Consider the following 23,321-nt stretch of genomic DNA (forward strand, 5'->3'; position numbering starts at 1 on the left):
GGTGGAGCAGCCCGGTAGCTCGTCAGGCTCATAACCTGAAGGTCACAGGTTCAAATCCTGTCCCCGCAACCAAATAAAAAACGGCCCGCATCACGCGGGCCGTTTTGCGTTTGCAGCCTGCTGGCCGCCTTCTCCGGCATGGAAGTGATCATGCGGTCGAGTTCAGGCCGCGTCCCTATTCCCTACCGCAGGCTTTCCAACTCGCGGATGCGTTTGGCGCCGTCGGCCTCGAGCTGCCGGGTGACGGCGCCGATCAGCGTTTCGGCCACGACGAAAAGGGCCGCCGAAGAATCCCAGGCCGAGGGCACGGCGGTGCGCCCGGCGATGACATGGCGGGCAAAGCGGGCGATTGGCGACAGCCACTGGTCGGTGAACAGCACGATCTGCACGCCGCGCTGGTGTGCCGTCTCGGCGAAGCGGACCAGGCTGTCCTGGTAGCGCCTGATGTCGAAGATCACCAGCACGTCGCGCTTGCCCATGTCGATCAGCCGATCGCGCCAGACGCTTTCCTGTCCGGCGAGGTGAAAGACGTTGGGCTGGATGATGGCGAGGTGGGCGGCCATGTAGCGCGCCAGCGGATCGGTGAAGCGGCCGCCGATCAGGAAGGTTTTGCCGCGTCGGTCGGCAAGCTTTGCGACGATGTCGGCAAGCTGTTTGTCGGACAGGTGCCTGAACGTTTCGCGCATGTTGTCGAGCGTCGCCTCCAGCATCGGCGACACCGCGCCGCCGTTCGGCGATGGCGGGTTGAGCGTGCGCGACGCCGGCGACTGCAGTTGCGCCGCCAGTTCGTCCTGCAGCGCCGACTGGAATTCCGGGTAGTTCTGGAAGCCGAGGCGGGCGACGAAACGCAGGATCGTCGGCGAGGAGACGCCAGCGGCAGCTGAGAATTCGGCGACCGTCTTCAGGCCGATCAGCGGATAGCTGGCGATCAGCGTCTGCGCTGCGCGGCGCTCGCCCGCCGGCATCGTGCCGATGCGGTCCGAGATCAGTTCGGCAATGCTCGAAATCATCTTTTCCCCATGCCCGGCCGTTTTGCCGAAATCGCATTTGACCCGAAATCGCGTTTGACAAAGCCGGACAAACTGTATGAAATCATCCACAGGGACGCAATGAGGCAAAATACGTAACATACGATACAGCGCTCCCCGGGGACGACAGGATAATGGAGACAGCACGGCCCGCCAGCCTTGCATCGCCTGAAACCGTAGGGGTGACGAACCCCGGCGGATCGAGCCCTTTCGTGCTGACCTGCGACCACGCCTCCAATTTCCTGCCGCCGGAATTCGGAACGCTCGGCCTTGCTGCCGAAGAGCTTTCCCGCCACATCGCCTGGGATCCCGGCGCGCTGCCGGTGGCCCGCCGCATGGCCGCGGCGCTTGACGCGACGCTGGTCGAGACCCGCATTTCGCGGCTTGTCATCGACTGCAACCGCCCGCTCGACGCACCCGATCTGGTGCCGCCGGTCAGCGAGACCACAACCATTCCGGGCAATGCCGGCCTGTCGCAAAAGCAGCGCGCCGCGCGCATCGCCCTGTCCTGGCAACCTTTTCACGATGCGGTCGCTGACATCATCGATACAAGGCTGGCGCGCGGGCTCGAGACGCGGCTGGTTTCAATCCATTCCTTCAACCCGGTCTACAACGGCAAGAGCCGGCCCTGGCACATTGGCGTCATCCATGACGAGGATCGTCGGCTGGCAGCGCCGCTCGTCGCCGCGCTGCAGCGGCTCGCCGGCGTCACAGTCGGCATCAACCAACCCTATTCGCCGGCCGACCGTGTCTATTTCACGCTGGAACGGCACGCGCGCCCGCGGGACCTACCCTGCGCGATGATCGAAATCCGCAATGACGAAATATCCGACGAAGCCGGGCAGCGAAAATGGGCGGATCTGCTCACGGGGATTTTTTCCGATCTCGAGCCGTCATCCGGATCCCAGGGATCTGGCCGGCGCGGGCTCGGCCATCCGGTGGAACCGGTCAACTGACAAGAAGAAGGGGACTTTCAAATGGCAGGCGGTAATACGAAGCAAGTTGGCAGCGTCGCATACGCGAAGCGCGACAAATCTTATTTCGAGGACCGGCAACTGGTGCGTCACGCCAATGTCTGGCATCTATGGGCGCTCGGCGTCGGCGCCGTCATATCCGGGCATTTTTCGGGCTGGAATTTCGGATTCGGGACAGGCGGCTGGGGCGGCATGCTGGTGGCCGGCATCATCATCGCCATCATGTATGTCGGCCTCGTCTTCTCGATCGCCGAGATGAGCCCGGCTTTGCCGCACACCGGCGCTGCCTACTCCTTCGCCCGGACGGCGATGGGGCCGTGGGGCGGCTTCATCACCGGGCTTTGCGAAAACGTCGAGTATGTGGTGACGCCCGCCGTCATCGCCTTCTTCATCGGCTCCTATATGGGAGGCATCTGGTCGGTCGCCTTTCCCGACTCCAGCGTCTGGCCGCCGCTCTGGTGGCTGGTGACCTATGGGCTGTTCCTGGCGTTGAATATTTTCGGCGTCGCGCTGTCCTTCCGCGTCACGCTGATCGTCACGCTGCTGTCGCTGGCCGTGCTGATTGTCTTCTGGATCAGCGCTATCCCGAGCATGGACTTTTCGCGCTGGGCGTTGAACATCGGCGTCGGTCCGGACGGAGCGGCGATGGAGCTTCCCGAAGGCAATGGCTCGATGTTCCCGTTCGGTTTCTCGGGCGTGCTGGCAACGTTGCCTTTTGCGGTTTGGCTGTTCCTGGCGATCGAGCAGCTTCCGCTGGCGGCGGAAGAATCGGTCGATCCCAAGCGCGACATGCCGCGCGGTATTATCGCCGGCATGCTGACGCTGATGGTCTCGGCCTTCATGATCGTGCTGCTCAACCCGTCGGTCGTCGGCGTTGGTTCGTTCAAGCTCGCGACTTCCGGCGAGCCTCTGCTTGACGGGTTCCGGGCGATTTATGGCGACTCGGGCGCAGTGCTGCTTGGCGTCATCGCGCTGATTGGATTGATCGCAAGCTTCCACACCATCATCTTCGCCATGGGCCGCCAGGTCTATTCGCTGAGCCGCGCCGGCTATTTCCCGTCGGCGCTGTCGGTCACCCACAAATCGTACAAGACGCCGTATGTGGCGATGTTTGCGGGCGCCATCGTCGGCTTCGGCATCATGCTGATCATGTGGTTCGCGCTGGGCGGCGCTACGGCCGGTTCGCTCATCGGCTCGGTGTTGCTGAACATGGCGGTGTTCGGCGCGATGTTCTCCTACATCCTGCAGGCGGTGTCCTTCATCCTGCTGCGCCAGAACCAGCCGAACATGGAACGTCCCTATCGCAGCCCGCTCGGCGTCCCGGGCGCCGTGCTGACGATCATCATCGGCGTGGTCACCCTGCTCTACCAGATTCAGGACCCGAACTTCACCAAGGGCGTGGTCTGGGTGGCGCTGTGGTTCGCCATCGCGATCGTCTATTTCGGGCTGGTCGGCCGTCACAAGCTGATCCTGTCGCCGGAAGAAGAGTTCGCGCTGGAGCACGCGCAGAAAGCCTAACCTGCCTCGGACCTCAAGAAACACCCGGCCGCTTCCTGCGGCCGGGTCCAGAGTTGAACTCTCGAAGCGCCACAAAGGCGGCGGAGCTTGCAAGAATGGCCGGAAATTTCTCGTTCGATCAGTTGAAAAAGGCGGTCTCCAGCGGTGAGGTCGATACGGTGCTGGCGTGCATTGTCGACATGCAGGGGCGGCTGACGGGAAAGCGGTTCCTGGCGCAGTATTTCGTCGATTCCGCGCATGACGAGACGCATGGCTGCAACTATCTCCTGGCCGCCGACATCGATATGGAACCGGTGCCCGGCTACAAGGCGGCGAGCTGGTCGAAGGGTTACGGCGACTTCGTCATGAAGCCCGACCTGTCGACGCTGCGGCGCATTCCATGGCTGGAAAAGACGGCGCTGGTGATCTGCGACGTGCTCGACCACCACACCCATGACGACCTGCCGCATTCGCCGCGCGCCATCCTGAAGAAGCAGGTCAAGCGGCTGAGCGAACGCGGCTATCTCGGCTATTTCGCCTCCGAGCTCGAATTCTATCTGTTCAGCGAAACCTACGATTCCGCCCGCAAGAAGCACTGGCAGGGCCTCGACACAGCCTCGCCCTATATCGGCGACTACCAGATCGGCATCACCACCAAGGAAGAAGGCGTCATGCGCCGGCTGCGCAACGAGATGCAGGCAGCCGGCATTCCGATTGAGAACTCCAAGGGCGAGTGGGGTCCGGGCCAGGAAGAAATCAATGTCCGCTATGCTGAGGCGCTCGAGATGGCCGACCGCCACGTCATCCTGAAGAACGGCGCCAGGGAAATCGCTGAGTCCGAAGGCAAAGCGATTTCGTTCATGGCCAAGTACAATTACGGGCTGGCCGGCAATTCGAGCCATATCCACAATTCGCTGTGGAGCGCCGACGGCGAGACGCCGCTTTTTTACGACAGAAAGGCCGAATGGACACTGTCGACGCTCGGCCAGCAATGGGCGGCGGGCCAGCTCAAATATGCCAGGGAATTCACCTGGTTCCTGGCGCCCTACGTCAACTCCTACAAGCGCTTCCAGGCCGGCACCTTCGCGCCGACCAAGATCATGTGGAGCGAGGACAACCGCACCGCCGGTTTCCGCCTGTGCGGCGAGGGCACCAAGGGCATCCGCATGGAATGCCGCATCGGCGGCGCCGATCTCAACCCCTATCTCGCCTTCGCCGCGCTGATCGCGGCCGGCCTTGCCGGCATCGACGAAAAGCTTGAACTGCAAAAACCCTTCGTCGGCGATGCCTATCAAGCCTCGCAGCTGCCGGAAATTCCGAAGACCCTGCGTGACGCCACCGAGACGCTGGCAAAATCGGAGATGCTGAAGCAGGCACTCGGCGAAGGCGTGCTCGAGCATTATGTCCATACGGCGCACTGGGAGCAGTTCGAATACGACCGCCGCATTACCGATTGGGAACTGCACAGGGGGTTTGAGCGGTACTAAACTACGCCAGCGTCGCCGTTCAGCTTTGCTGCCGGACGGGCGGGCGGCTCAAAACCGAGATTGTCATAAATTGCGAGGACCCAAGGAATGACCGAAACGGTCAAGATAAAATCTCCCGTCGATGGTTCGATCTATGCCGAGCGGCCCATCGCCACGGACCAGGCGATCAATGCGGCGGTCGAGCGGGCCAAGGCGGCGCAGGAGAAATGGGCTGAGACGCCGATCGTCGAGCGCGGCAAGTACATGCTCGCCATGCTGGAAGCGCTGGTCGCCATGACCGACGAGATCGTGCCGGAGATCGCCTGGCAGATGGGCCGCCCGGTGCGCTATGGCGGCGAGTTCGGCGGCGTCAGGGAACGCACCAGCTATATGGTCGAGATCGCCGAAGCGGCACTCAAGCCGGTGATGGCCTCCAATCCGAAGGACGGATTTCGCCGCTATGTGAAGAAGGTGCCGCTCGGCGTGGTCATGGTGATCGCGCCGTGGAACTACCCCTATCTCACCGCCGTCAACACGATCGTGCCGGCGCTGATGGCCGGCAGCGCCGTCATCCTCAAGCATGCGGCGCAGACGCTGCTGGTCGGCGAACGCTTTCAACAGGCGTTCGACAAAGCAGGCCTGCCCAAGGGTCTGTTCCAGAACCTCGTCATGAACCATGCGCAGACCGAAAAACTGCTCGGCTCGGGCAAGATCGACCATGTCAATTTCACCGGCTCGGTCGCCGGCGGCCGCGCCATCGAGAAGGCCGCGGCAGGCACCTTCATGACGCTCGGCCTCGAGCTCGGCGGCAAGGATCCGGCCTATGTCCTGGCCGACGCCAAGATCGACCATGCCGTCGCCAACCTGGTCGACGGCGCCCTCTACAATTCCGGCCAGTGCTGCTGCGGCATCGAGCGCGTCTATGTCCACGAGAAGGTCTATGACGAATTCGTCGAAGGCTTCATCGCCGAAACCAGGAACTACGTCGTCGGCAACCCGCTCGACCAGGCGACGACAATGGGGCCGATGGCACAGGCGCGCTTTGCCGACCTGATCCGCGAGCAGAAGGCCGAGGCGCTGCGCAAGGGTGCCAGGGCGCATATCAACATGAGGGTGGCCAACGACGAGCAAGGCTCGCCCTATCTGGCGCCGGAAGTGCTGACCGAAGTCGATCACCAGATGAGCGTCATGCGTGAGGAGAGCTTTGGGCCGATCGTCGGCATCATGAAGGTGCGCAACGACGAAGAGGCGATCGCGCTGATGAACGACAGCCCCTACGGGCTGACGGCCTCGATCTGGACGCGCGACACCGAGCATGCGACGGCGATCGGTGATCGCGTCGAGACCGGCACCGTGTTCATGAACCGCTGCGACTATCTCGATCCGGCGCTGGTCTGGACCGGCGTCAAGGACACCGGCAAGGGCGCGGCGCTGTCGGCCATCGGCTACGACAATCTGACGAGGCCGAAGTCATATCATCTGCGTGAAGCCATCTGATTTTTTTGAAAGACAGAAATGACAAAATTGATTTCCAAATGGAACTATCCGACAACCGTGCGCTTCGGCGCGGGGCGCATCAAGGAATTGCCTGATGTGCTTGAAGCCACCGGCATCAAGCGGCCGCTCTTCGTCACCGATCCGGGGCTGGCCAAACTTCCGGTCGTCGCTACGACGTTGAAGATCCTCGACGATGCCAAGGTACCCTATGGCGTGTTTTCCGAGGTCAAGCCGAATCCGGTGGACTCCAACCTGACCGCCGGCATTGCCGTGTTCAAGAAGGGCAAGCATGACGGCGTCATCGCCTTTGGCGGCGGCTCGGCGCTCGACCTCGGCAAGCTGATCGCTTTTCAGGCCGGCCAGACGCGGCCGGTCTGGGATTTCGAGGATATCGGCGACTGGTGGACGCGCGCCAACTCCGACGCGATCGCACCGATCATCGCCGTGCCGACCACGGCCGGCACCGGCTCGGAGGTCGGCCGCGCCGGCGTCATCACCAATGAAGCGACCCACACCAAGAAGGTGATCTTCCATCCGAAACTTTTGCCGGCCATCGTCATCGCCGATCCGGAACTGTCGGTCGGCATGCCCGGCTTCATCACCGCCGGCACCGGCATGGATGCGCTCGCCCATTGCCTCGAAGCCTATTGCGCGCCGGGCTATCATCCGATGGCCGACGGCATCGCCGTCGAAGGCGTGCGGCTCGTCTTCGAAAACCTGCCGAAAGCCTTCGCCAACGGCAAGGATCTGGTCGCCCGCGCCCACATGATGAGCGCGGCCGCGATGGGCGCTGCCGCCTTCCAGAAAGGGCTGGGCGCCATCCACTCGCTGTCGCATCCGGTCGGCGCGCTCTACGACACCCATCACGGCATGACCAACGCCGTGTTCATGCCTTATGTGCTGGCCTTCAACCGCGACGCCATCGAGGTGCGCATCGCCCGGCTCGCGGCTTATTGCGGCATCAAGGGCGGCTTCGACGGTTTCGCCAAGGCTGTCACCAAGCTGCGCAAGGAATTGAAGGTGCCGCACGCGCTCCCAGGCCTGATCAAGGGGCTCGACATGGACAAGAAGCGCAAGGGCCTGATCGCCGATATGGCAGTGGTCGATCCGACCGCCGAGGGCAACCCTGTCAAGCTGACCAGGAAGGCGGCGCTGACGCTGCTCGAAAATTCCATTGCCGGCACCGCCTGACACAGTATTCGCGCCGGAAACTGATCCGGGAAATTGAGGGCAAAGAAAGGGGGAAAGATGAAAGGTAAGACGGAAACTCGTTAGCCGGAAAAATAGTCGCGAGGCGATTGCTACAGCCGGTTAAAAAGAGTTTACTTTTTCGCACTGCAGGGCATCGCTTTCACAAACCATTCATCGGGCTGTCACACGAAAACGATACCGCATCGCAGGCGTCCAACGGCGTCAGTTCAACGGAGAGAACACATGTTCAAATTCACGGGAAAAGTACTTTCCCTTACGGCCGTCGCCCTGATGGCGACCTCTGCCATCTCGTCGGCGCAGTCCATGGATGAACTGGTCGCCGCCGCCAAGGCGGAAGGCCAACTCACCACCATCGCGCTGCCGCATGACTGGTGCGGCTATGGCGCGGTGATCGCCGGCTTCAAGGCGAAATATCCGGAAATCACCGTCAACGAGCTCAACCCCGATGCCGGCTCCGGCGACGAGATCGAGGCGATCAAGGCCAACAAGGACAATAAGGGCCCGCAGGCGCCCGACGTCATCGACGTCGGCCTGTCCTTCGGCCCGACCGCCAAGGCCGACGGCCTGATCCAACCCTACAAGGTGTCGACCTGGGACACGATCCCCGACAGCGCCAAGGATCCCGAAGGCTACTGGACCGGCGACTATTACGGCGTGCTGGCGATGATGGTGAACAAGGATCTGGTCAAGGAAGTGCCGACTGATTGGGCCGATCTTCTTAAGCCGGAATACGCCAACGCCGTCGCGCTCGCCGGTGATCCACGCGCCTCGAACCAGGCAATCCAGGCGGTCTACGCCGCTGGTCTTTCAAGCGGCGCCGCGGCCGGTGAAGCCGCAGGTACTGCCGGCCTCGAGTTCTTCAAGAAGCTCAATGCCGCCGGCAATTTCGTGCCGGTCATCGGCAAGCCGGCGACGCTTGCACAGGGTCAGACACCGATCCTGATCAACTGGGACTACAACGCGCTTGCTGGCCGCGACACGCTGAAAGGCAATCCGCCGGTCGACGTCGTCGTGCCGAAGACCGGTGTCGTCGCCGGCGTCTACGTGCAGGCGATCAGCGCCTACGCACCGCATCCGAACGCTGCCAAGCTCTGGCTGGAATATCTCTATTCCGACGAAGGCCAGATCGGCTGGCTGAAGGGCTATTGCCACCCGATCCGCTTCAACGATCTCGCCAAGACCGGCAAAATCCCGGAGGACGTGATGGCCAAGCTGCCGCCGGCCGCATCCTATGAGGCCGCGGTGTTCCCGTCGCTCGATGAGCAGGGCAAGGCCAAGGAAGTCATCACCAAGAACTGGGACGCCGTCGTCGGCGCCAACGTTCAGTAAGGCTGAAAACCGCCGGGCGGCTTCACCGCCGCCCGGTATTCCCGCTAGAGCGACGTGCGTCGGACGCACAAAGTACGCTCTAGAACTCAAATTTCCGCATCGTGCTTTCCGAAAATCGAGTTCGATTTTCGGGCCGATGCGATAAGACGGTAGCCGGCGCATGACCGATCTCTCGCTTTCCGATCACGCGATTGCCGGGAAGACGGCGCCGCCCAGCGAGGCGCGCGCGTTTCGGCTGCCGACGCAATGGCTGGGCGTGGCGCCGTTCTTCATCTTCGCCATCATGTTCCTGGTCCTGCCCACACTCTATCTGGTGCTTGGCGCCTTCCAGAACGCTGCCGGCACGTTCACGTTCGACAACATTGTCGGTATCTTCGACCCACCCAATCTGTCGAACTACATACAGTGCCAATATGATTCCTGGATCTCCTGGGTCGACGGAAACTGCAGGCTGCCCACTATCGTTGCCGCCTACTGGATCTCGATCAAGATCAGCCTCGCTTCGTCGCTCATCGGGGCATTTGCCGGTCTGGCCATTGCCATTGCCATCGTGCGCGGCGGCCTGCCGAACTGGATACGTTCGGCGACGCTGACCTTTTCCGGCGTGGCTTCGAATTTCGCCGGCGTGCCGCTAGCCTTTGCGTTCCTCGCTACGCTCGGCCGGCTCGGCCTCGCGACGGTGATCCTGAACACCGTGTTCGGCCTCAACATTTACGCCCACGGCTTCAACATCCTGTCGTTCTGGGGCCTGACGCTGACCTATGTCTATTTCCAGATCCCGCTGATGGTGGTCATCATCACGCCGGCGATCGACGGACTGAAGAAGGAATGGGGCGAGGCGGCCGCGACGCTTGGCGCCACCACGGCGCAATACTGGCGCATGGTCGTCATCCCAGTGATATGGCCGAGTTTTCTCGGCACCGTCATCCTGCTGTTTGCCAACGCCTTCGGCGCTATCGCCACCGCCTATGCGCTGACCGGCTCGTCGCTCAACATCATTCCCATCGTGCTTTACGCACAGATCCGCGGCGACGTGCTGCACAACCCGCATCTCGGCTATGCCATTGCCTTCGGCATGATCGTCATCACCGGCCTCGCCAACGTCTTCTACATCTGGTTCCGGACGCGCAGCGAAAGGTGGCTCAAATGAAGAGCGGACGTTTCTGGGCCTGGGTCGTCTTCGCGCTGGGTGCGGCCTATTTCTTCATTCCGCTGATCGCGACCGTGGAATTCTCGATGCGCATGCGGCGCGGGGTCTATTCCTTCGATGCCTACGAGGTCGTGCTTGGCGATCCCCGCTTCCAGGCGACCTTCGGCTATTCGGTGCTTGCCGCCATCTTCACCATCATCCTCGGCGTGCTCATTGTTGTGCCCACCGCCTACTGGATCCGGCTACGGCTGCCGCAACTGAGACCGGTCGTCGAGTTCATCACTCTGCTGCCGCTGGTCATCCCGGCCATCGTCATCGTCTTCGGCTACATCAGAATGTACGGATCGAACTCGCCGCTGCCGTTCCTGGCGAGCGACACGGGCACCAACGCCTTGCTGGTCATCGGCTATGCGACGCTGGCGCTGCCCTATATGTACCGCGCCGTCGACACCGGGCTTCGCACTATCGACGTGCGCACGCTGACGGAAGCGGCGCAGATCCTCGGCGCCGGCTGGGGCACGATCATCGCCCGTGTCATTCTGCCCAATGTGCTGATCGCGGTATTGTCGGGCGCCTTCCTTACCTTCGCTATCGTCCTCGGCGAATTCACCATGGCCAGCCTGCTCAATCGGCCGGCCTTCGGTCCCTACCTGCAGAACATCGGCGCCAATCGCGCCTATGAGCCGGCGGCACTTGCCATCATCGCCTTCGCCATTACCTGGGCGTGCATGTCGCTGATCCAGATCCTGTCGCGTTTTGCGCCGCGATCGGCGAACCGGCCAAACTGACCGAAAAGTACTGACCGAAAGAAAAAAAGCCATGGCCGAGCCGTTCCTCTCCATCCAGCATGTGCGAAAATCCTTCGGCCTCACCACCGTGGTCCAGGATTTCAACCTCGACGTCGAGCCGGGCGAATTCGTCTCCTTCCTCGGGCCATCGGGCTGCGGCAAGACGACGGTGCTGCGTATGGTCGCCGGCTTCGAGGAGCCGAGCGCCGGCAAGATCGTCGTCGCCGGCAAGGACATCACCCGGCTCAAGCCCAACCAGCGCAATGTCGGTATGGTGTTCCAGGCCTATGCGCTGTTTCCCAACCTGACGGTGGCGCAAAACATCGGCTTCGGGCTGAAGGTCGCGGGCATGCCTAAGACCGATGCCGACAGGCGCGTTGCCGAGATGCTCGACCTCATCAAGCTGCCGCAGATGGGCGACCGCTATCCCTATCAGCTCTCCGGCGGCCAGCAGCAGCGCATCGCGCTGGCGCGGGCGATTGCGCCGAAGCCGAAGCTCCTGCTGCTCGACGAGCCGTTATCGGCGCTCGACGCCAAGGTGCGCGTGTCGCTGCGCGAGGAAATCCGCTCGATCCAGAAGAGGCTCGGCATCACCACCATCTTCGTCACCCACGACCAGGAAGAGGCGCTGTCGATCTCCGACCGCATCGCCGTCATGTATGGCGGCAAGGCCGAGCAGGTCGGCACGCCGTTCGAGATCTACAACCGACCGGCAACCAAGTTCGTCGCCAATTTCGTCGGCACGCTGAACGTGCTCGAAGGCACCGTCACCGATGCAGCCTCGGGCAAGGTGCGCGTCAATTCGCAAGAGGTCTCGCTGCAGGGAAAGCTGAACGGCTCCAAGTCCGGCGACACGCTGTCGTTGGCGCTGCGGCCCGAGGCGATTTCGCTCGGTCGCCATCCCGGCCGCGACTCCAGTCTTTCGGGCGAGATCACCGAAGTGCACTTCCTCGGCTCGGTCATCCGGGTTCGCGTCGGCATCGGCGGCAGCACGGTGTCGCTCGACACGTTCAACAGCCCGGCCGCGCCGCCGCCCGCTGTCGGCGAGAAGGCCGAGATTTCGTTCTCGTCGGGCGACATGCTGGTGTTGCACTAGGGGAAGAGTGAATGGTGAGTAGTGAATAGTGAATAGCAAGAAGGCGCTTTACGCGCCGAGATTTCTCTGCAAGCGACCATTCACCATTCACCATTCACCATTCACCATTCACCATTCACCATTCACCATTCACCATTCACCATTCACCATTCACCAGCCAAAGCCGTCGCCGTTTTTTTGCCTGCCAATCGCCCGGCTTCGCCGCTACGATGAGGCATGGCGCTTTTCGAGCTGACCCTTGTTCTCCTGCTGATCGCTGTCGCCCTGACGGCGTTGTCGCGGCGTCTCCAGGTTCCTTATCCTTCGTTGCTAGCGTTGGCAGGCGCAGGCATCGCCTTCCTGCCGTTTGCGCCGACCATCGAGATCGATCCCGAACTGGCGCTTGCCTTGTTCATCGCGCCGGTGCTTCTTGACGCGGCCTACGACACGTCGCTGCGCGATCTCAATCGCTACAGGCTGCCGCTTTTCTTGCTGGCGCTTGGCGCCGTCGTTTTCACCACCGCTGCCGTGGCGCTCGTTGGATGGACGATGGCAGGCCTGCCGATCGCTGCGGCCATTGCGCTGGGCGCGATCGTGGCGCCGCCCGATGCCGTGGCGGCGTCGGCCGTGCTTGGACAGTTCAAGGTGCCGCACCGCGTCACCGCGATCCTGCAAGGCGAAAGCCTGCTCAACGACGCCACGGCACTGCTGATCTACCGCATGGCGGTTTCCGCAGCCGCCGGCTCCATCCTGCTGAGCAGCGCGGTTCCGATGATCTTGCTGTCGACGGTCGGCAGCCTTGCCGCTGGTTACGTGCTCGGCCGATTGTCTCTCGTCACCCTCAGCCGCATCAGAGATCCGGCAAGCGGCACGGTGGTGCAATTTGCCGGGACGTTCGGCGTCTGGATCCTGGCCGACAGGATCGGGCTCTCCGCCATCATAACGATCGTCGTCTATGCCATGACCATCGCGCGCACCGCGCCGCGCCGCATGCCGGCCAGAAATCGCGTCAGCTCCTACTCGGTCTGGGAGACGGCGGTGTTCGTGCTCAACGTGCTGGCCTTCGTCCTGATGGGACTTCAGGCACGGTCGATCGTCGGCCGACTTGCCGAGCAGGGGCAGGTCGAAGCGTTCGTCTTCGCCGCAGCCGTGCTGGCTGTCGTCGTCGTCTCGCGTCTCGTCTGGGTGCTGGGATGCGGCGCGATCATGAGGTGGCTCGCCAGCTTCGGTGACGCGGAACGGCAGGCCGAGGCGCCGTCATTTCGCGGCGGCGTGCTGATCGGCTGGTGCGGCATGCGCGGGTTGGTCACGCTTGCAGCAGCATTTGCCTTGCCAGCTGACTTTCCCGGCCGCGACCCAATCGTGCTCGCCGCTTTCTCGGTCGTCCTCGGCACCCTGGTGCTGCAAGGCATCAGCCTGAAGCCGCTGCTGCGCCTGCTTCGTCTCGATCCGGACGAAATTGTCGACCGCGAAGTCGCCCAGGCGCGCGTCGCCATCATGCAGGCCGCGCTGGACGTGTTGAGCGGCAAGACATCGAATGCCGCGGCCGTGGTCCGCGAGCAATTTGCCGCGCAGCGCACGATCGCTGAAAACCCGGAGGACGCCCGGGCTACGACCGAGTACGACAGGTTGCGCCTCTATGCTATCAAGAGCCAGCGTGACGCGCTGGAGCAATTGCGCATCGACGGAACGATCGGCGACGAAGCATATCATCGCCTGGAGGAGGAAATCGACTGGTCGGAACTGGCCGCCTCTCCGCCGGGACGTTTCCAGCCGTTGACGACCTAGCTGCGCTATCTGGCCCAAGCGCTCTGCATCCGGCTGCACATTGCAGCCGATCAGCCCAACGGCTACTGCTTTCAGGGAATTGAGCCGGATAAGTAATGAAGCTGGTCAGCTACAACATCCAGTACGGGTTCGGCGGCGACGGTCGCTACGATCTCTCGCGCTGCGCCAAGATCGTCGCCGGCGCCGACATCATCGCCTTGCAAGAGGTGGAACGGCACTGGCTGCGCAGCAACGAGGACGACCAGCCGGAACTTCTTTCGCGACTGCTGCCCGAACATTATTGGGTTTATGGGCCGGCCTTCGACATGGACGCCAGCGAACGGCGTGACGGCCGCATCGTCAACCGTCGGCGGCAATTCGGCACCATGCTCCTGTCCAGGCTGCCGATCGTCTGGTCGCGCCTGCACACGCTGCCACTGCGCCGCACCGTGCGTCCGCTCAACACCCGCAACGCAGCGCTCGAATGCATGATCCACACCCCTGCCGGTCCGGTGCGGGTGCTGTCGCTGCATCTGGCGCATATCGCCGCCGAAGAGCGGCTGGAGCAGATCGACTATCTGCTCGCCGAGCATCGCCGCGCGCCGTCCGACGGCGGCCCGTGGAGCGGCGCCGACGATGAGCCCGTGCGCAACTGGAGCAATGGCGAGCCGGAGCCGGAAAACCCGCTGGCGGCGATCTGGATGGGCGATTTCAACATGGAGCCGGGCAGCGCCGAGTACCGGCGCATCGTCTGCAGCACGCCGTACCATCGCGGTGCTGCCTATCTCAACGGTTTTGTCGATGCCGCCGCCGTCGGCGGCGAACCAACGGCGGATTTCCACACCCATGTGAAAACCATCGACGGCAGGCTGGCAAAGCGACGGCTCGACCACTGCTTCGTCGGTGGCATGTTGGCGGGACGGGTGCGCTCGGCCAGTGCCGATATCGGCGAAATCGCCTCCGACCATTTTCCGCTGCGGGTCGACATCGACCTGGAAACGCCGTTCGCGACGGGGGCCGAAGGCGCATGAGCCGCCGATGACCTTGTCCGTCTTCTTCGCGGTGCTTGCTGCCGCCGCCATGCACGCGATCTGGAACGCGCTGGTCAAGGTCCATCTCGACCGCTTCCTGTCGATCACGCTGATGACGCTCGGCATGGGCGCCGTGGCGCTTCTGGCGCTGCCATTTGTCGAGGTGCCGAAAGCGGAAGTGTGGCCGTACATCATCGCCTCGGTGATCTTCCACATGGGTTACAGGACGTTCCTGATAGGCGCCTACAAGGCCGGCGATTTCGCCCAGACCTATCCGCTGGCGCGCGGCACGGCACCGCTGCTGGCTGCACTTGGCGGCATTGTGGTCGTCGCTGAAGTTCCGGCGCCGCTCGCCATTCTCGGCATTGTTCTCTTGTCGGCCGGGACGCTGGTTTTGTCGTTTCGCGGCGGCGCGCATCTGGAAAGGCTGAACCTGCGCGCCGTCGGCTTTGCGCTGGGCACCTCGATTTTCATCGCTGGCTATACGCTGTCCGACGGCAGCGGCGCGCGGCTGGCAGCGACGGCGTCGAGCTATGCCGCATGGCTGTTCGTCTGCGATGCGCTGTGGGCGCTGGTGCTGTGCCTGATCTTCCGCGGACCAAAGGCGCTGCCGGTCCTGGCGCGCGACTGGAAGGCGGGCGTGTATACCGGCGTGCTCAGTGGTGCCGCCTACTGGATCGTGATGTGGGCGATGACGAAGGCGCCGATCGCCTCGGTTGCGGCGCTGCGCGAAACCTCGATCCTGTTCGCCATGATGATCTCGGTGTTTGCGCTCGGCGAGAAGATGACCGCCTGGCGGGGTGCCGCCGTGCTCAGCATTGTTGCCGGCGTCGTCGCGCTGAGGCTTGGATAGGCTAAAGCGCGTCGCGTTCGACCGACCTCACGCGACGCGCTTTAGATTGTTGTTTTATGCATGTCGCTAACGCAAAACCGCTGCACACTTTTGCGCGACATGCATTAAGCGCCTATCTCGAGGTCGAACACCATCAGCCCGTCGGCTCCGCCTTCAAGCGCCGCGACCAGCCGAGCGCCGGCTCGGCTGTGAGCCTCATGCACCAGATAGGCGTCGCGTGCGGCGGCATCGCGGAAGTCGATGGTGAATCCGTGCGTGAAGCCGCGCGCGAACGGCTCCGGGCTGGTGTTGGCGCTGAATTCGACCTTGCCCATACCGTCGATCACCCGCCGCAGCGCCTCAAGGTCGGCATGGATTGCCGCGCGCTCGGCGTCGGTGACGTCATTGCGGAATCGAGCGAAAACACAGTGCCTGATCATTCTTGGAATCTCATGCCGCTTGGTTGGTGGAAAACACGGCCGGCGGCAGCGGGACGCGGCCAAGGATCAGATCGGCGCCCTTTTCGCCGACCATGATGGTTGGCGCATTGGTGTTGGAAGAGGGGATGCGCGGCATCACCGAAGCGTCGCAGACGCGCAAGCCCTCGATACCACGCAGCCTGAGATCGGGCGTCACCACGCTCATCGCATCATGACCCATGCGGCAGGTGCCGACAGGGTGGTGGTCGGTCTTGGAACTGCGGCAGGCATAGTCGAACAGCTCGTCGTCGCTGGTGAGTGCCGGTCCCGGCAGCACCTCGCGCAGCACGTAGGGGGCCAGCGCTTTCTGCCGCATGATCTCGCGCGCCAGCCTGAGCCCCTTGATCGACATGTCGCGATCGTAGGGGTCGGACCAGTAATTCGGATCGATCAGCGGGCGGTCGGCCGGGTCGGCGCTGTTCAGCCGCACCGTGCCGCGCGAACGCGGGCGCAGGAAGGCCGAGTTCAGCGTCACGCCCGGATTTTTCAGTTTTTCGACACCGGCCTCGATGCCGGAGCCGAGGCCGAGATGGAGCTGGATGTCGGGCGAGGCGGCGGTCGGGTCGACGTACCAGAAGCCGCCGGTCTCGAACAGGCTGGAGGCAACCGGGCCTTTTTTCAACAGCAGGTACTGCAGGCCGGCCCACACCGTCCGGTGCAGCTTGGCGTAGTTGTCGTAGGTGTGGTCGCCGGTGCATTCGGCAATGACGAACAGGTCGAGATGATCCTGCAGGTTGGAACCGACGCCGGGCAGATCGTGTACCGGCGTCACGCCGACCGACTTCAGATGGTCGGCCGGGCCGATGCCCGACTGCATCAGCAGCTTCGGCGAGCCGATGGCGCCGGACGAGACGATGACTTCGCGCTCGGCGCGCAGGATTTTCTTCTCGCCGCCCGGCCTGTCGACGATCTCGACACCGACGGCGCGGCCCTTGTCGATGACGATGCGCGTCACCAGCACATCAGTCCTGACGGTCAGGTTTTTTCGCGCGCGGATCGGCCTGAGATAGGCGACCGAGGCGGAGGAGCGTCTCGCGTCCTTCTGCGTCAATTGGTAATAGCCGACGCCTTCCTGGGCTACCCCGTTGAAGTCCGGATTGAAGGGAATGCCCATCTCCTGCCCGGCGCGGAAATAGGCCTCGCAGATCGGCAGCGGCGCAATCGGGTTCGAGACGCCGAGCGGACCCTGGTCGCCGTGAAAATCGTTGGCGTAGCGCTGGTTGTTCTCGGCCCGCTTGAAATAGGGCAGCACGTCGCGATAGCCCCAGCCGGCAAGGGCCTCTTCCTTCTCCCAGGCGTCGTAATCGCGGGCGTTGCCGCGTGTGTATATCTGGGCGTTGATGGAGGAGCCGCCGCCGATCACCTTGGCCTGTGTGTACCGGAAGACGCGGTCCTTCATGTGCTTTTGCGGCACGGTCGACCAGCCCCAGGCGGCGATGCCCTTGGTCATCTTGGCGAAGCCGGCCGGCATGTGGATCAGCGGGTGCCAGTCCTTGCCGCCGGCCTCGAGCAGCAGCACTGAATTCGATGGCTCTTCGCTCAGCCGGTTGGCCAGCACGCAGCCGGCCGGGCCGGCGCCGACGATGATGTAGTCGGTCATGGCGTCACCTGTTCACAGCCTCGGCACCGACAGCGCACCGTCGACATTGATGATCGAGCCGGTCGAAAAACCGAGCTTGCCGCCGGCGAGTGCCACTACGGCGGCCGCGACATCGGCGGCTTCGCCCCAGCGCTTTGCCGGCACCAGGCCGCCGTCGATCAGCGCATCGTATTTGGCGGTTACCCCTGCGGTCATGTCGGTGTGGATGATGCCCGGCCGCACCTCGAACACGCCAATGTTGTCGGCGGCGAGGCGAAGCGCCAGGGTTTTCACCCACATCGAAAGTCCGGCCTTGGAGATGCAATAGTCGGCACGTTCCGGCGAGGCCATTTCGGCGCTGACCGAGGTGATGGTGATGATCGTTTTTGGGTGATCACCCGGCGCTGCAAGCATTGCCCTGGCAACGGCCTGGCTGAGGAAGACGGTGCCGCGCAGATTGATGGCGACGATCCGGTCGAAATTGTCCGGTTTCAATTCCAGCAGGTCGCCGCGTACCACGGCGCCGATGCCGGCATTGTTGACCAGGCAGTCGATGCGGCCGAAGGCGCTTGTCGTGGCATCGACCAATGCGGCATGGTCGTCGAGGTCGGCAATGTCGCCGCAATGGTAGGCGAATTTCACGCCGCGGACGGTGATGTCAGCGGCAACCCCGTCGCCGGCTTTTTCGGCAAGGTCCACGACAAGGATATCGAAGCCGGCATCGGCCAGCGCCTCGGCGCAGGCAAGGCCGATGCCGCGCGCGCCGCCGGTGATGAGGGCTGCCGGACGGCTCATGTGAAGATGTTCCTTTGGACGTCAGCGCCGCCCCTAATCGCCCTGCCGGGCACTTCTCCCCGTATAGTGACGGGGAGAAGGACGCCTTCATCGCCTGCTTCGCCAATCGCCAGCGTTGCAAAAAAGGCGCCGAGGTTGCGGCCAGCGGGCTTCTCCCCGTTCACGGGGAGAAGGTGCCGGTAGGCGGATGAGGGGCGGCGCAGACCGATCATAGGACAAGCTCGCTCTTGCGGATGTGGTCGGCGACGCGCAGCGCTTGTGCGGCGATCGACAGCGCCGGATTGACCGCGGCCGAGTTCGGCAGGAAGCCAGCGTCGACGACAAACAGGTTCTTGTGGTCGAACGAGCGGCAGAACGGGTCGAGCGGCGAGGTTGCCGGATCGTCGCCCATCTTGACCGTGCCGCACTGGTGCGACGGCGTGCGCTTGTCGAAAGGCCGCGACAGGACGATCGGATAGCCGCAGGCGCGGAAGTTCTCGCGCATCACCTTGGTCAGCCCGTCGAGCGACTGCATGTTGGAGCGCCGCCACTGCATGACGATGTCCTTGCCGTCGACCATGATGCGGCTTTCGGGGTCTGGCAGGTCCTCGCACATCAGGTACCAGTCGACGGCGTGGCCGGCCATGAAGTCCAGCGCGAATTTGGGTGCAAGCTTGACGTTGGCCCTCAGGATATGACTGTCGATCTTGCCGAGGAGCTGGACGTTGCCGAGCGGCTTGCCGCCCTTGCCGTCGGATAGATAGTAGTCGTTGAGCATCAGCGTCTTCTGGTAGACGGAGGTGTTCCTGCGGCGCGGATCGATCGCCAGCATGGCGCTCGAATTGTGGTTCATGAAGTTGCGGCCGACCTGGTCGGAGCGGTTGGCAAGGCCGTTTCCGTTCGGGGACGGCGAACGCAGCAGGATGGCGGCGGAATTGACCGCTCCGGCCGAGAGGATGACCAGTTTCGGCGTCACTTTCTTCAGTATGCCGTCCTGGCGATAGTGAACGGCTGCGATCGTCGTGGCATCCGGTGAGGCTTCGAGGTATTCGACATGAGCACCGGTCTCGAGCCTGATGTTCCGGTCGGCAAGTGCCGCTGTCAGCGGCCCCGATTGGGCGTCGACCTTGCCGGTCCCGGTGTTGGGAAACGCGTCCCAGCCTGTCTTGCCGTCCTTTAGCCAGGCATCGATGTCGACGCCGAGCGGCAGCGATGCAGGATGCAGGCCGAGGCCCATGAGTTCGGCGCGGGCGCGGGCGATCGGCGGCTCGTCCGGCACCGGCCTGAAGGGGTAGGGGATCGAGTGGAACGGTTCGGTCGGGTCTTCGCCGAGTGCGCCGCGCACGCGAAAAAGCTGCTCGGCCCTGGAATACCAGGGCTCGAATTCCTCATAGGAGAACGGCCATGCCGGCGAGACGCCGCCATAGTGTTCCATGACGGAAAAGTCTTCCCTGCGGTAGCGGATCAGCACCGCGCCATAGAATTTCGAATTGCCGCCGACATAGTAATAATTGCCGGGATTGAACGCAGCACCCCCGGCCTCGCGCCACATCTCCTTCGGCCGGTAGTGGCCGTCGACGAAGATGGCGCGCGTGTCGCGCGTGTGCGGCGTCGCCGGCAGCGGTTCGCCGCGCTCCAGCATCAGGATCGAGGCGCCACTGCCGGCAAGGCCGGAAGCGATCGTGGCGCCGCCGATGCCGGAGCCGATAATGACGATGTCTGGGTTTGTCATGGCTGTCAGAGGATGCGGTTCTCGGTCGCCGGATCGAAGAACACCGCCTTGGTCAGGTTGAAGGCGAGCGGCGTGACCGTGCCCGGCTGGATGTTGGCGTCGGCGCGCAGACGCGCCACCACCGCCTTGCCGCCGAGATTGGTGACGGCGAAGGTGTCGGAGCCGGCCGGTTCCACAACCTCGATGTGACAGTCGGCGGTGGCGATGTTCGATGCGTTGCGTTCGGCTCCTTCAGGATCGGTCAGGGCCTCGGGACGGACGCCAAAAATGATCGGCTTATCGTGGAATGCCGACAGACCAGTCGGCGCATCGGCCAGCGGCAGCGAGATCGGCTCGCGCGCCTCGCGCTGCAGCACCACGGAAAGCGCATTGCCATTGCCGCCGATCGTCGCCGGGATCAGGTTCATCGCCGGCGAGCCCATGAAGTCGGCGACGAACAGATTGGTCGGGTTGTTGTAGATTTCGGCAGGCGTGCCGAATTGCTGCACCTCGCCGTCGCGCATCACCGCGATCTTGGTGGCCAGCGTCATCGCTTCGATCTGGTCGTGAGTGACGTAGACGATCGTGGTGCCGGTGGTTGCGTGCAGCCGCTTGATCTCGATGCGCATGTCGACGCGCAGCTTGGCGTCGAGATTGGAGAGCGGCTCGTCGAAGAGAAACAGCTTGGGGTCGCGCACCAGCGCCCGGCCCATGGCGACGCGCTGACGCTGGCCGCCGGAAAGCTGGCTCGGCTTGCGCTGCAGGAGGTGGCCGATCTGCAGCACCTTCGCCACCTTGTCGATCGCCTTCTGGCGCTCGTGGGCCGGCACGCCGCGCATCTCCATGCCGAAGGCAATGTTTCCCGCGACGGTCATGTTCGGATAGAGCGCATAGCTCTGGAACACCATGGCGATGTCGCGCTTCGAGGGGTGGAGATCGTTGATCGTGCGTCCGTCGACACGGATTTCGCCTTCGGTGATAGTTTCCAGGCCGGCGATGGTGTTGAGCAAGGTCGACTTGCCGCAGCCGGACGGGCCGACCAGCACGAGGAAGCCGCCCTTTTCGAGATCAACGTCGATGCCCTTCAGGATCTCGACCGATCCGAACCGCTTCCTCAGCCCATCAATTTCGAGAAAAGCCATTCGATTATCCTTTGACGGCGCCGGCCATCAGGCCGCGCACGAAATAGCGGCCAGCGACCACATAGACGAGAAGGGTCGGCAGTGCGGCGATCATCGCCGCCGCCATGTTGACGTTGTATTCGACGACACCGGTCGAGGTGTTGACGACGTTGTTCAGCGCCACGGTCATCGGCATCGCGTCGCCGGTGCCCGCATAGGCCGAGGCGAACAGGAAATCGTTCCAGATGTTGGTGAACTGGTAGATGACGGTGACGACGAAGATCGGCATCGAATTCGGCAGCATGATGCGCCGGAAAATCTGGAAGAAGCTGGCTCCGTCGACCTGTGCCGCCTTGACCAGTTCGGTCGGGAACGCCTCGTAATAATTGCGGAAGAACAAAGTGGTGAAGCCGAGCCCGTAGACGACGTGGACAAAGACCAGATTGACCGTCGGATTGCCCAAGCCGAATGAAAATCCCGTTGCGTTTCGCAGCGTCACGCCGAAGCGGCCGAGGCTGCCGAGGATCGTCGCCATCGGCAACAGCACCGACTGGAAAGGGATGAAGCAGGCAAACAGCATCAGCCCGAAAACCAGCGTGTGGCCGCGGAAGCGCCATTTGGTCAGGACATAGCCGTTGAGCGCGCCGAGCAGCGTCGAGATCAGCACCGCCGGAACCACCATCTTGATGGAATTCCAGAAATAGCCCTTGATGCCGGCGCAGGTCAGGCCGACGCAGGTCTCGCCCCACGCCTTCAGCCACGGCTCGAAGGTCGGCGCCTGCGGCAGCGCCAGCATGTTGCCGTTCTGGATCTCGTCCATGGTCTTGAACGAGGTCACCAGCATGACGAACAGCGGCATCAGGTAGAACAGCGCGAACAGCGCCAGCAGGCCGTAGATGACGATGCGGTTGACGGTCCTGGCGCTGATGCCGCCAGTGCTCTGGCGAGTGGGCGTGGCAATGACGCTCATCGCGGCCGCTCCCTGAGCTCGGAATAGAGATAGGGCACGATGATCGCGGTGATGGTCATCAGCATGATCACGGCGCTGGCCGAGCCGACGGCCATTTCGTTGCGCTTGAAAGTGTACTCATACATGAAGTTCGACGGCAGCCAGGCCGAGCCGCCCGGCCCGCCGCTGGTCAGTGCTACGACCAGATCGTAGGACTTGATGGCGAGGTGAGCGAGCACGATGAAGGCCGAGAGGAAGACCGGCCGCAGCAGCGGGATGACGATCCGGCGATAGAGCTGGACCGTGGTGGCGCCGTCGATCTGCGCCGCCTTCATGATCTCGCCGTCGATGCCGCGCAGGCCGGCCAGGAACATCGCCATGATGAAACCCGAGGCCTGCCAGACGCCGGCGATCACCACGGTGTAGATGACGAAATCCTTGTTCTTGATCCAGTCGAAATGGAAGCTCGTCCAGCCCCATTGATGCAGCGTTTGCTCCAGGCCGAGGCCGGGATCGAGGAACCATTTCCAGGCGACGCCGGTGACGATGAAGGACAGCGCCATCGGGTAGAGATAGATCGGCCGCAACATGCCTTCGCCACGGATCTTCTGGTCGAGCAGGATGGCCAGGAAAAGGCCGAGCGCCAGGCAGATGAAGATGTAGAGAAAGCCGAAAATGCCCATATTGGTGATCGACGTATACCAGCTCGACGGCGGGTCGCTTTCGAAAGTCCAGCGCCATAGCCTCTGATAGGCACGCGGCCCAGTCAGCGCATAGGACGGGAAGGTCTTGGAGTTGGTGAAGGACAGATAGACCGTCCACAAGATGAAGCCGTAGACGAAGACGATGGTGATCGCAAAGCTTGGCGCCAGCACGATCTTCGGCAGCGCGTCCTGCAGGCGCGAACGCACCGACGCGCCCGGGCGCGCATTATGCTCCGGCGTCAGCTTGATCTGGGTCGCGACCGTTGTCATGGGCTCCTCCCTCGCGGGTCCCTTCACCGCCAGGCGGGGAAGGATAGCCCCGTCGAGACGGGGCGTGTTGGTTGATCGCCGGCGCCAT

At 63.1% G+C, this 23,321-nt stretch carries 20 protein-coding genes; 12 read left to right on the forward strand and 8 right to left on the reverse strand.

Annotated elements, in window-relative coordinates; genetic code table 11:
• Window positions 1–182: 182 nt before the first annotated feature.
• Window positions 183–1,010 carry a MurR/RpiR family transcriptional regulator gene (locus tag AC0L2K_RS13405; RefSeq protein ID WP_023798113.1) on the reverse strand — a complete coding sequence of 276 codons (828 nt, stop codon included), beginning with the start codon at window positions 1,008–1,010 and terminating at the stop codon, window positions 183–185.
• A 152-nt stretch (window positions 1,011–1,162) separates the two neighbouring features.
• On the opposite strand from AC0L2K_RS13405, the gene AC0L2K_RS13410 reads away from it, so the two are divergent.
• From AC0L2K_RS13410 to AC0L2K_RS13465, 12 genes are all read left to right on the forward strand, one after another.
• On the forward strand, window positions 1,163–1,984 hold the full coding sequence (locus AC0L2K_RS13410) for an N-formylglutamate amidohydrolase (protein ID WP_128169828.1): 822 nt from the start codon (window positions 1,163–1,165) through the stop codon (window positions 1,982–1,984).
• 21 nt (window positions 1,985–2,005) lie between these two features.
• Entirely contained in the window at window positions 2,006–3,520 is a 1,515-nt protein-coding gene (locus tag AC0L2K_RS13415) for an amino acid permease (RefSeq protein WP_031254545.1), read from the forward strand.
• Between the two features lie 95 nt (window positions 3,521–3,615).
• Complete coding sequence (locus tag AC0L2K_RS13420; protein WP_473531546.1) at window positions 3,616–4,986, forward strand: glutamine synthetase family protein; 1,371 nt, start codon at window positions 3,616–3,618, stop codon at window positions 4,984–4,986.
• Window positions 4,987–5,073: 87 nt separating this feature from the next.
• Window positions 5,074–6,462 (forward strand): aldehyde dehydrogenase family protein, encoded by a 1,389-nt coding sequence (locus tag AC0L2K_RS13425; protein ID WP_473531547.1) that lies wholly within the window; start codon window positions 5,074–5,076, stop codon window positions 6,460–6,462.
• An 18-nt stretch (window positions 6,463–6,480) separates the two neighbouring features.
• Window positions 6,481–7,653 carry an iron-containing alcohol dehydrogenase gene (locus AC0L2K_RS13430; RefSeq protein ID WP_473531548.1) on the forward strand — a complete coding sequence of 391 codons (1,173 nt, stop codon included), beginning with the start codon at window positions 6,481–6,483 and terminating at the stop codon, window positions 7,651–7,653.
• 243 nt (window positions 7,654–7,896) lie between these two features.
• Window positions 7,897–9,003: an ABC transporter substrate-binding protein gene (locus tag AC0L2K_RS13435; RefSeq protein WP_473531549.1), complete on the forward strand. Its 1,107-nt coding sequence runs from the start codon at window positions 7,897–7,899 to the stop codon at window positions 9,001–9,003.
• A gap of 160 nt (window positions 9,004–9,163) precedes the next feature.
• On the forward strand, window positions 9,164–10,153 hold the full coding sequence (locus AC0L2K_RS13440; RefSeq protein ID WP_473531550.1) for an ABC transporter permease: 990 nt from the start codon (window positions 9,164–9,166) through the stop codon (window positions 10,151–10,153).
• Window positions 10,150–10,941 carry an ABC transporter permease gene (locus tag AC0L2K_RS13445; RefSeq protein ID WP_027153283.1) on the forward strand — a complete coding sequence of 264 codons (792 nt, stop codon included), beginning with the start codon at window positions 10,150–10,152 and terminating at the stop codon, window positions 10,939–10,941. Before AC0L2K_RS13440 ends, AC0L2K_RS13445 begins: the two co-directional genes overlap by 4 nt.
• A 31-nt stretch (window positions 10,942–10,972) precedes the next feature.
• Entirely contained in the window at window positions 10,973–12,037 is a 1,065-nt protein-coding gene (locus AC0L2K_RS13450; protein ID WP_287223712.1) for an ABC transporter ATP-binding protein, read from the forward strand.
• A gap of 216 nt (window positions 12,038–12,253) precedes the next feature.
• On the forward strand, window positions 12,254–13,804 hold the full coding sequence (locus tag AC0L2K_RS13455) for a cation:proton antiporter (RefSeq protein ID WP_473531551.1): 1,551 nt from the start codon (window positions 12,254–12,256) through the stop codon (window positions 13,802–13,804).
• Window positions 13,805–13,899: 95 nt separating this feature from the next.
• Entirely contained in the window at window positions 13,900–14,814 is a 915-nt protein-coding gene (locus AC0L2K_RS13460) for an endonuclease/exonuclease/phosphatase family protein (RefSeq protein WP_473531552.1), read from the forward strand.
• A gap of 7 nt (window positions 14,815–14,821) precedes the next feature.
• Window positions 14,822–15,667 carry an EamA family transporter gene (locus tag AC0L2K_RS13465; protein WP_128169819.1) on the forward strand — a complete coding sequence of 282 codons (846 nt, stop codon included), beginning with the start codon at window positions 14,822–14,824 and terminating at the stop codon, window positions 15,665–15,667.
• A 104-nt stretch (window positions 15,668–15,771) separates the two neighbouring features.
• Here the strand turns inward: AC0L2K_RS13465 and AC0L2K_RS13470 are convergent, their stop codons facing one another.
• The 7 genes from AC0L2K_RS13470 to AC0L2K_RS13500 form a co-directional block, all read right to left on the reverse strand.
• A complete protein-coding gene (locus tag AC0L2K_RS13470; protein WP_287233423.1) occupies window positions 15,772–16,086 on the reverse strand; it encodes a Dabb family protein in 315 nt (104 codons plus the stop codon).
• Between the two features lie 10 nt (window positions 16,087–16,096).
• Window positions 16,097–17,725, reverse strand: coding sequence for a GMC family oxidoreductase (locus AC0L2K_RS13475; protein WP_473531553.1), 1,629 nt, complete (start codon window positions 17,723–17,725; stop codon window positions 16,097–16,099).
• 12 nt (window positions 17,726–17,737) lie between these two features.
• Window positions 17,738–18,499, reverse strand: a complete 762-nt coding sequence (locus AC0L2K_RS13480) for a 3-ketoacyl-ACP reductase (protein WP_473531554.1) — start codon at window positions 18,497–18,499, stop codon at window positions 17,738–17,740.
• 208 nt (window positions 18,500–18,707) lie between these two features.
• Window positions 18,708–20,210, reverse strand: coding sequence for a GMC oxidoreductase (locus tag AC0L2K_RS13485; RefSeq protein WP_473531555.1), 1,503 nt, complete (start codon window positions 20,208–20,210; stop codon window positions 18,708–18,710).
• A 5-nt stretch (window positions 20,211–20,215) separates the two neighbouring features.
• On the reverse strand, window positions 20,216–21,331 hold the full coding sequence (locus AC0L2K_RS13490; RefSeq protein ID WP_128173791.1) for an ABC transporter ATP-binding protein: 1,116 nt from the start codon (window positions 21,329–21,331) through the stop codon (window positions 20,216–20,218).
• Window positions 21,332–21,335: 4 nt separating this feature from the next.
• Window positions 21,336–22,280 carry a carbohydrate ABC transporter permease gene (locus AC0L2K_RS13495; protein WP_091600410.1) on the reverse strand — a complete coding sequence of 315 codons (945 nt, stop codon included), beginning with the start codon at window positions 22,278–22,280 and terminating at the stop codon, window positions 21,336–21,338.
• Window positions 22,277–23,233 carry a carbohydrate ABC transporter permease gene (locus AC0L2K_RS13500; protein WP_091600425.1) on the reverse strand — a complete coding sequence of 319 codons (957 nt, stop codon included), beginning with the start codon at window positions 23,231–23,233 and terminating at the stop codon, window positions 22,277–22,279. The genes AC0L2K_RS13495 and AC0L2K_RS13500 overlap by 4 nt, the downstream gene beginning before the upstream one ends.
• Between the last annotated feature and the right edge of the window lie 88 nt (window positions 23,234–23,321).

The sequence above is a fragment of the Mesorhizobium sp. WSM4817 genome, assembly GCF_055811135.1.

What these genes read in the sequence shown, in the direction of transcription:
- AC0L2K_RS13405 (WP_023798113.1), bottom strand. Translation starts at nt 1,010, where the DNA reads ATGATTTCGAGCATTGCCGAACTGATCTCGGACCGCATCGGCACGATG.
- AC0L2K_RS13410 (WP_128169828.1), top strand. Translation starts at nt 1,163, where the DNA reads ATGGAGACAGCACGGCCCGCCAGCCTTGCATCGCCTGAAACCGTAGGG.
- AC0L2K_RS13415 (WP_031254545.1), top strand. Translation starts at nt 2,006, where the DNA reads ATGGCAGGCGGTAATACGAAGCAAGTTGGCAGCGTCGCATACGCGAAG.
- AC0L2K_RS13420 (WP_473531546.1), top strand. Translation starts at nt 3,616, where the DNA reads ATGGCCGGAAATTTCTCGTTCGATCAGTTGAAAAAGGCGGTCTCCAGC.
- AC0L2K_RS13425 (WP_473531547.1), top strand. Translation starts at nt 5,074, where the DNA reads ATGACCGAAACGGTCAAGATAAAATCTCCCGTCGATGGTTCGATCTAT.
- AC0L2K_RS13430 (WP_473531548.1), top strand. Translation starts at nt 6,481, where the DNA reads ATGACAAAATTGATTTCCAAATGGAACTATCCGACAACCGTGCGCTTC.
- AC0L2K_RS13435 (WP_473531549.1), top strand. Translation starts at nt 7,897, where the DNA reads ATGTTCAAATTCACGGGAAAAGTACTTTCCCTTACGGCCGTCGCCCTG.
- AC0L2K_RS13440 (WP_473531550.1), top strand. Translation starts at nt 9,164, where the DNA reads ATGACCGATCTCTCGCTTTCCGATCACGCGATTGCCGGGAAGACGGCG.
- AC0L2K_RS13445 (WP_027153283.1), top strand. Translation starts at nt 10,150, where the DNA reads ATGAAGAGCGGACGTTTCTGGGCCTGGGTCGTCTTCGCGCTGGGTGCG.
- AC0L2K_RS13450 (WP_287223712.1), top strand. Translation starts at nt 10,973, where the DNA reads ATGGCCGAGCCGTTCCTCTCCATCCAGCATGTGCGAAAATCCTTCGGC.
- AC0L2K_RS13455 (WP_473531551.1), top strand. Translation starts at nt 12,254, where the DNA reads ATGGCGCTTTTCGAGCTGACCCTTGTTCTCCTGCTGATCGCTGTCGCC.
- AC0L2K_RS13460 (WP_473531552.1), top strand. Translation starts at nt 13,900, where the DNA reads ATGAAGCTGGTCAGCTACAACATCCAGTACGGGTTCGGCGGCGACGGT.
- AC0L2K_RS13465 (WP_128169819.1), top strand. Translation starts at nt 14,822, where the DNA reads ATGACCTTGTCCGTCTTCTTCGCGGTGCTTGCTGCCGCCGCCATGCAC.
- AC0L2K_RS13470 (WP_287233423.1), bottom strand. Translation starts at nt 16,086, where the DNA reads ATGATCAGGCACTGTGTTTTCGCTCGATTCCGCAATGACGTCACCGAC.
- AC0L2K_RS13475 (WP_473531553.1), bottom strand. Translation starts at nt 17,725, where the DNA reads ATGACCGACTACATCATCGTCGGCGCCGGCCCGGCCGGCTGCGTGCTG.
- AC0L2K_RS13480 (WP_473531554.1), bottom strand. Translation starts at nt 18,499, where the DNA reads ATGAGCCGTCCGGCAGCCCTCATCACCGGCGGCGCGCGCGGCATCGGC.
- AC0L2K_RS13485 (WP_473531555.1), bottom strand. Translation starts at nt 20,210, where the DNA reads ATGACAAACCCAGACATCGTCATTATCGGCTCCGGCATCGGCGGCGCC.
- AC0L2K_RS13490 (WP_128173791.1), bottom strand. Translation starts at nt 21,331, where the DNA reads ATGGCTTTTCTCGAAATTGATGGGCTGAGGAAGCGGTTCGGATCGGTC.
- AC0L2K_RS13495 (WP_091600410.1), bottom strand. Translation starts at nt 22,280, where the DNA reads ATGAGCGTCATTGCCACGCCCACTCGCCAGAGCACTGGCGGCATCAGC.
- AC0L2K_RS13500 (WP_091600425.1), bottom strand. Translation starts at nt 23,233, where the DNA reads ATGACAACGGTCGCGACCCAGATCAAGCTGACGCCGGAGCATAATGCG.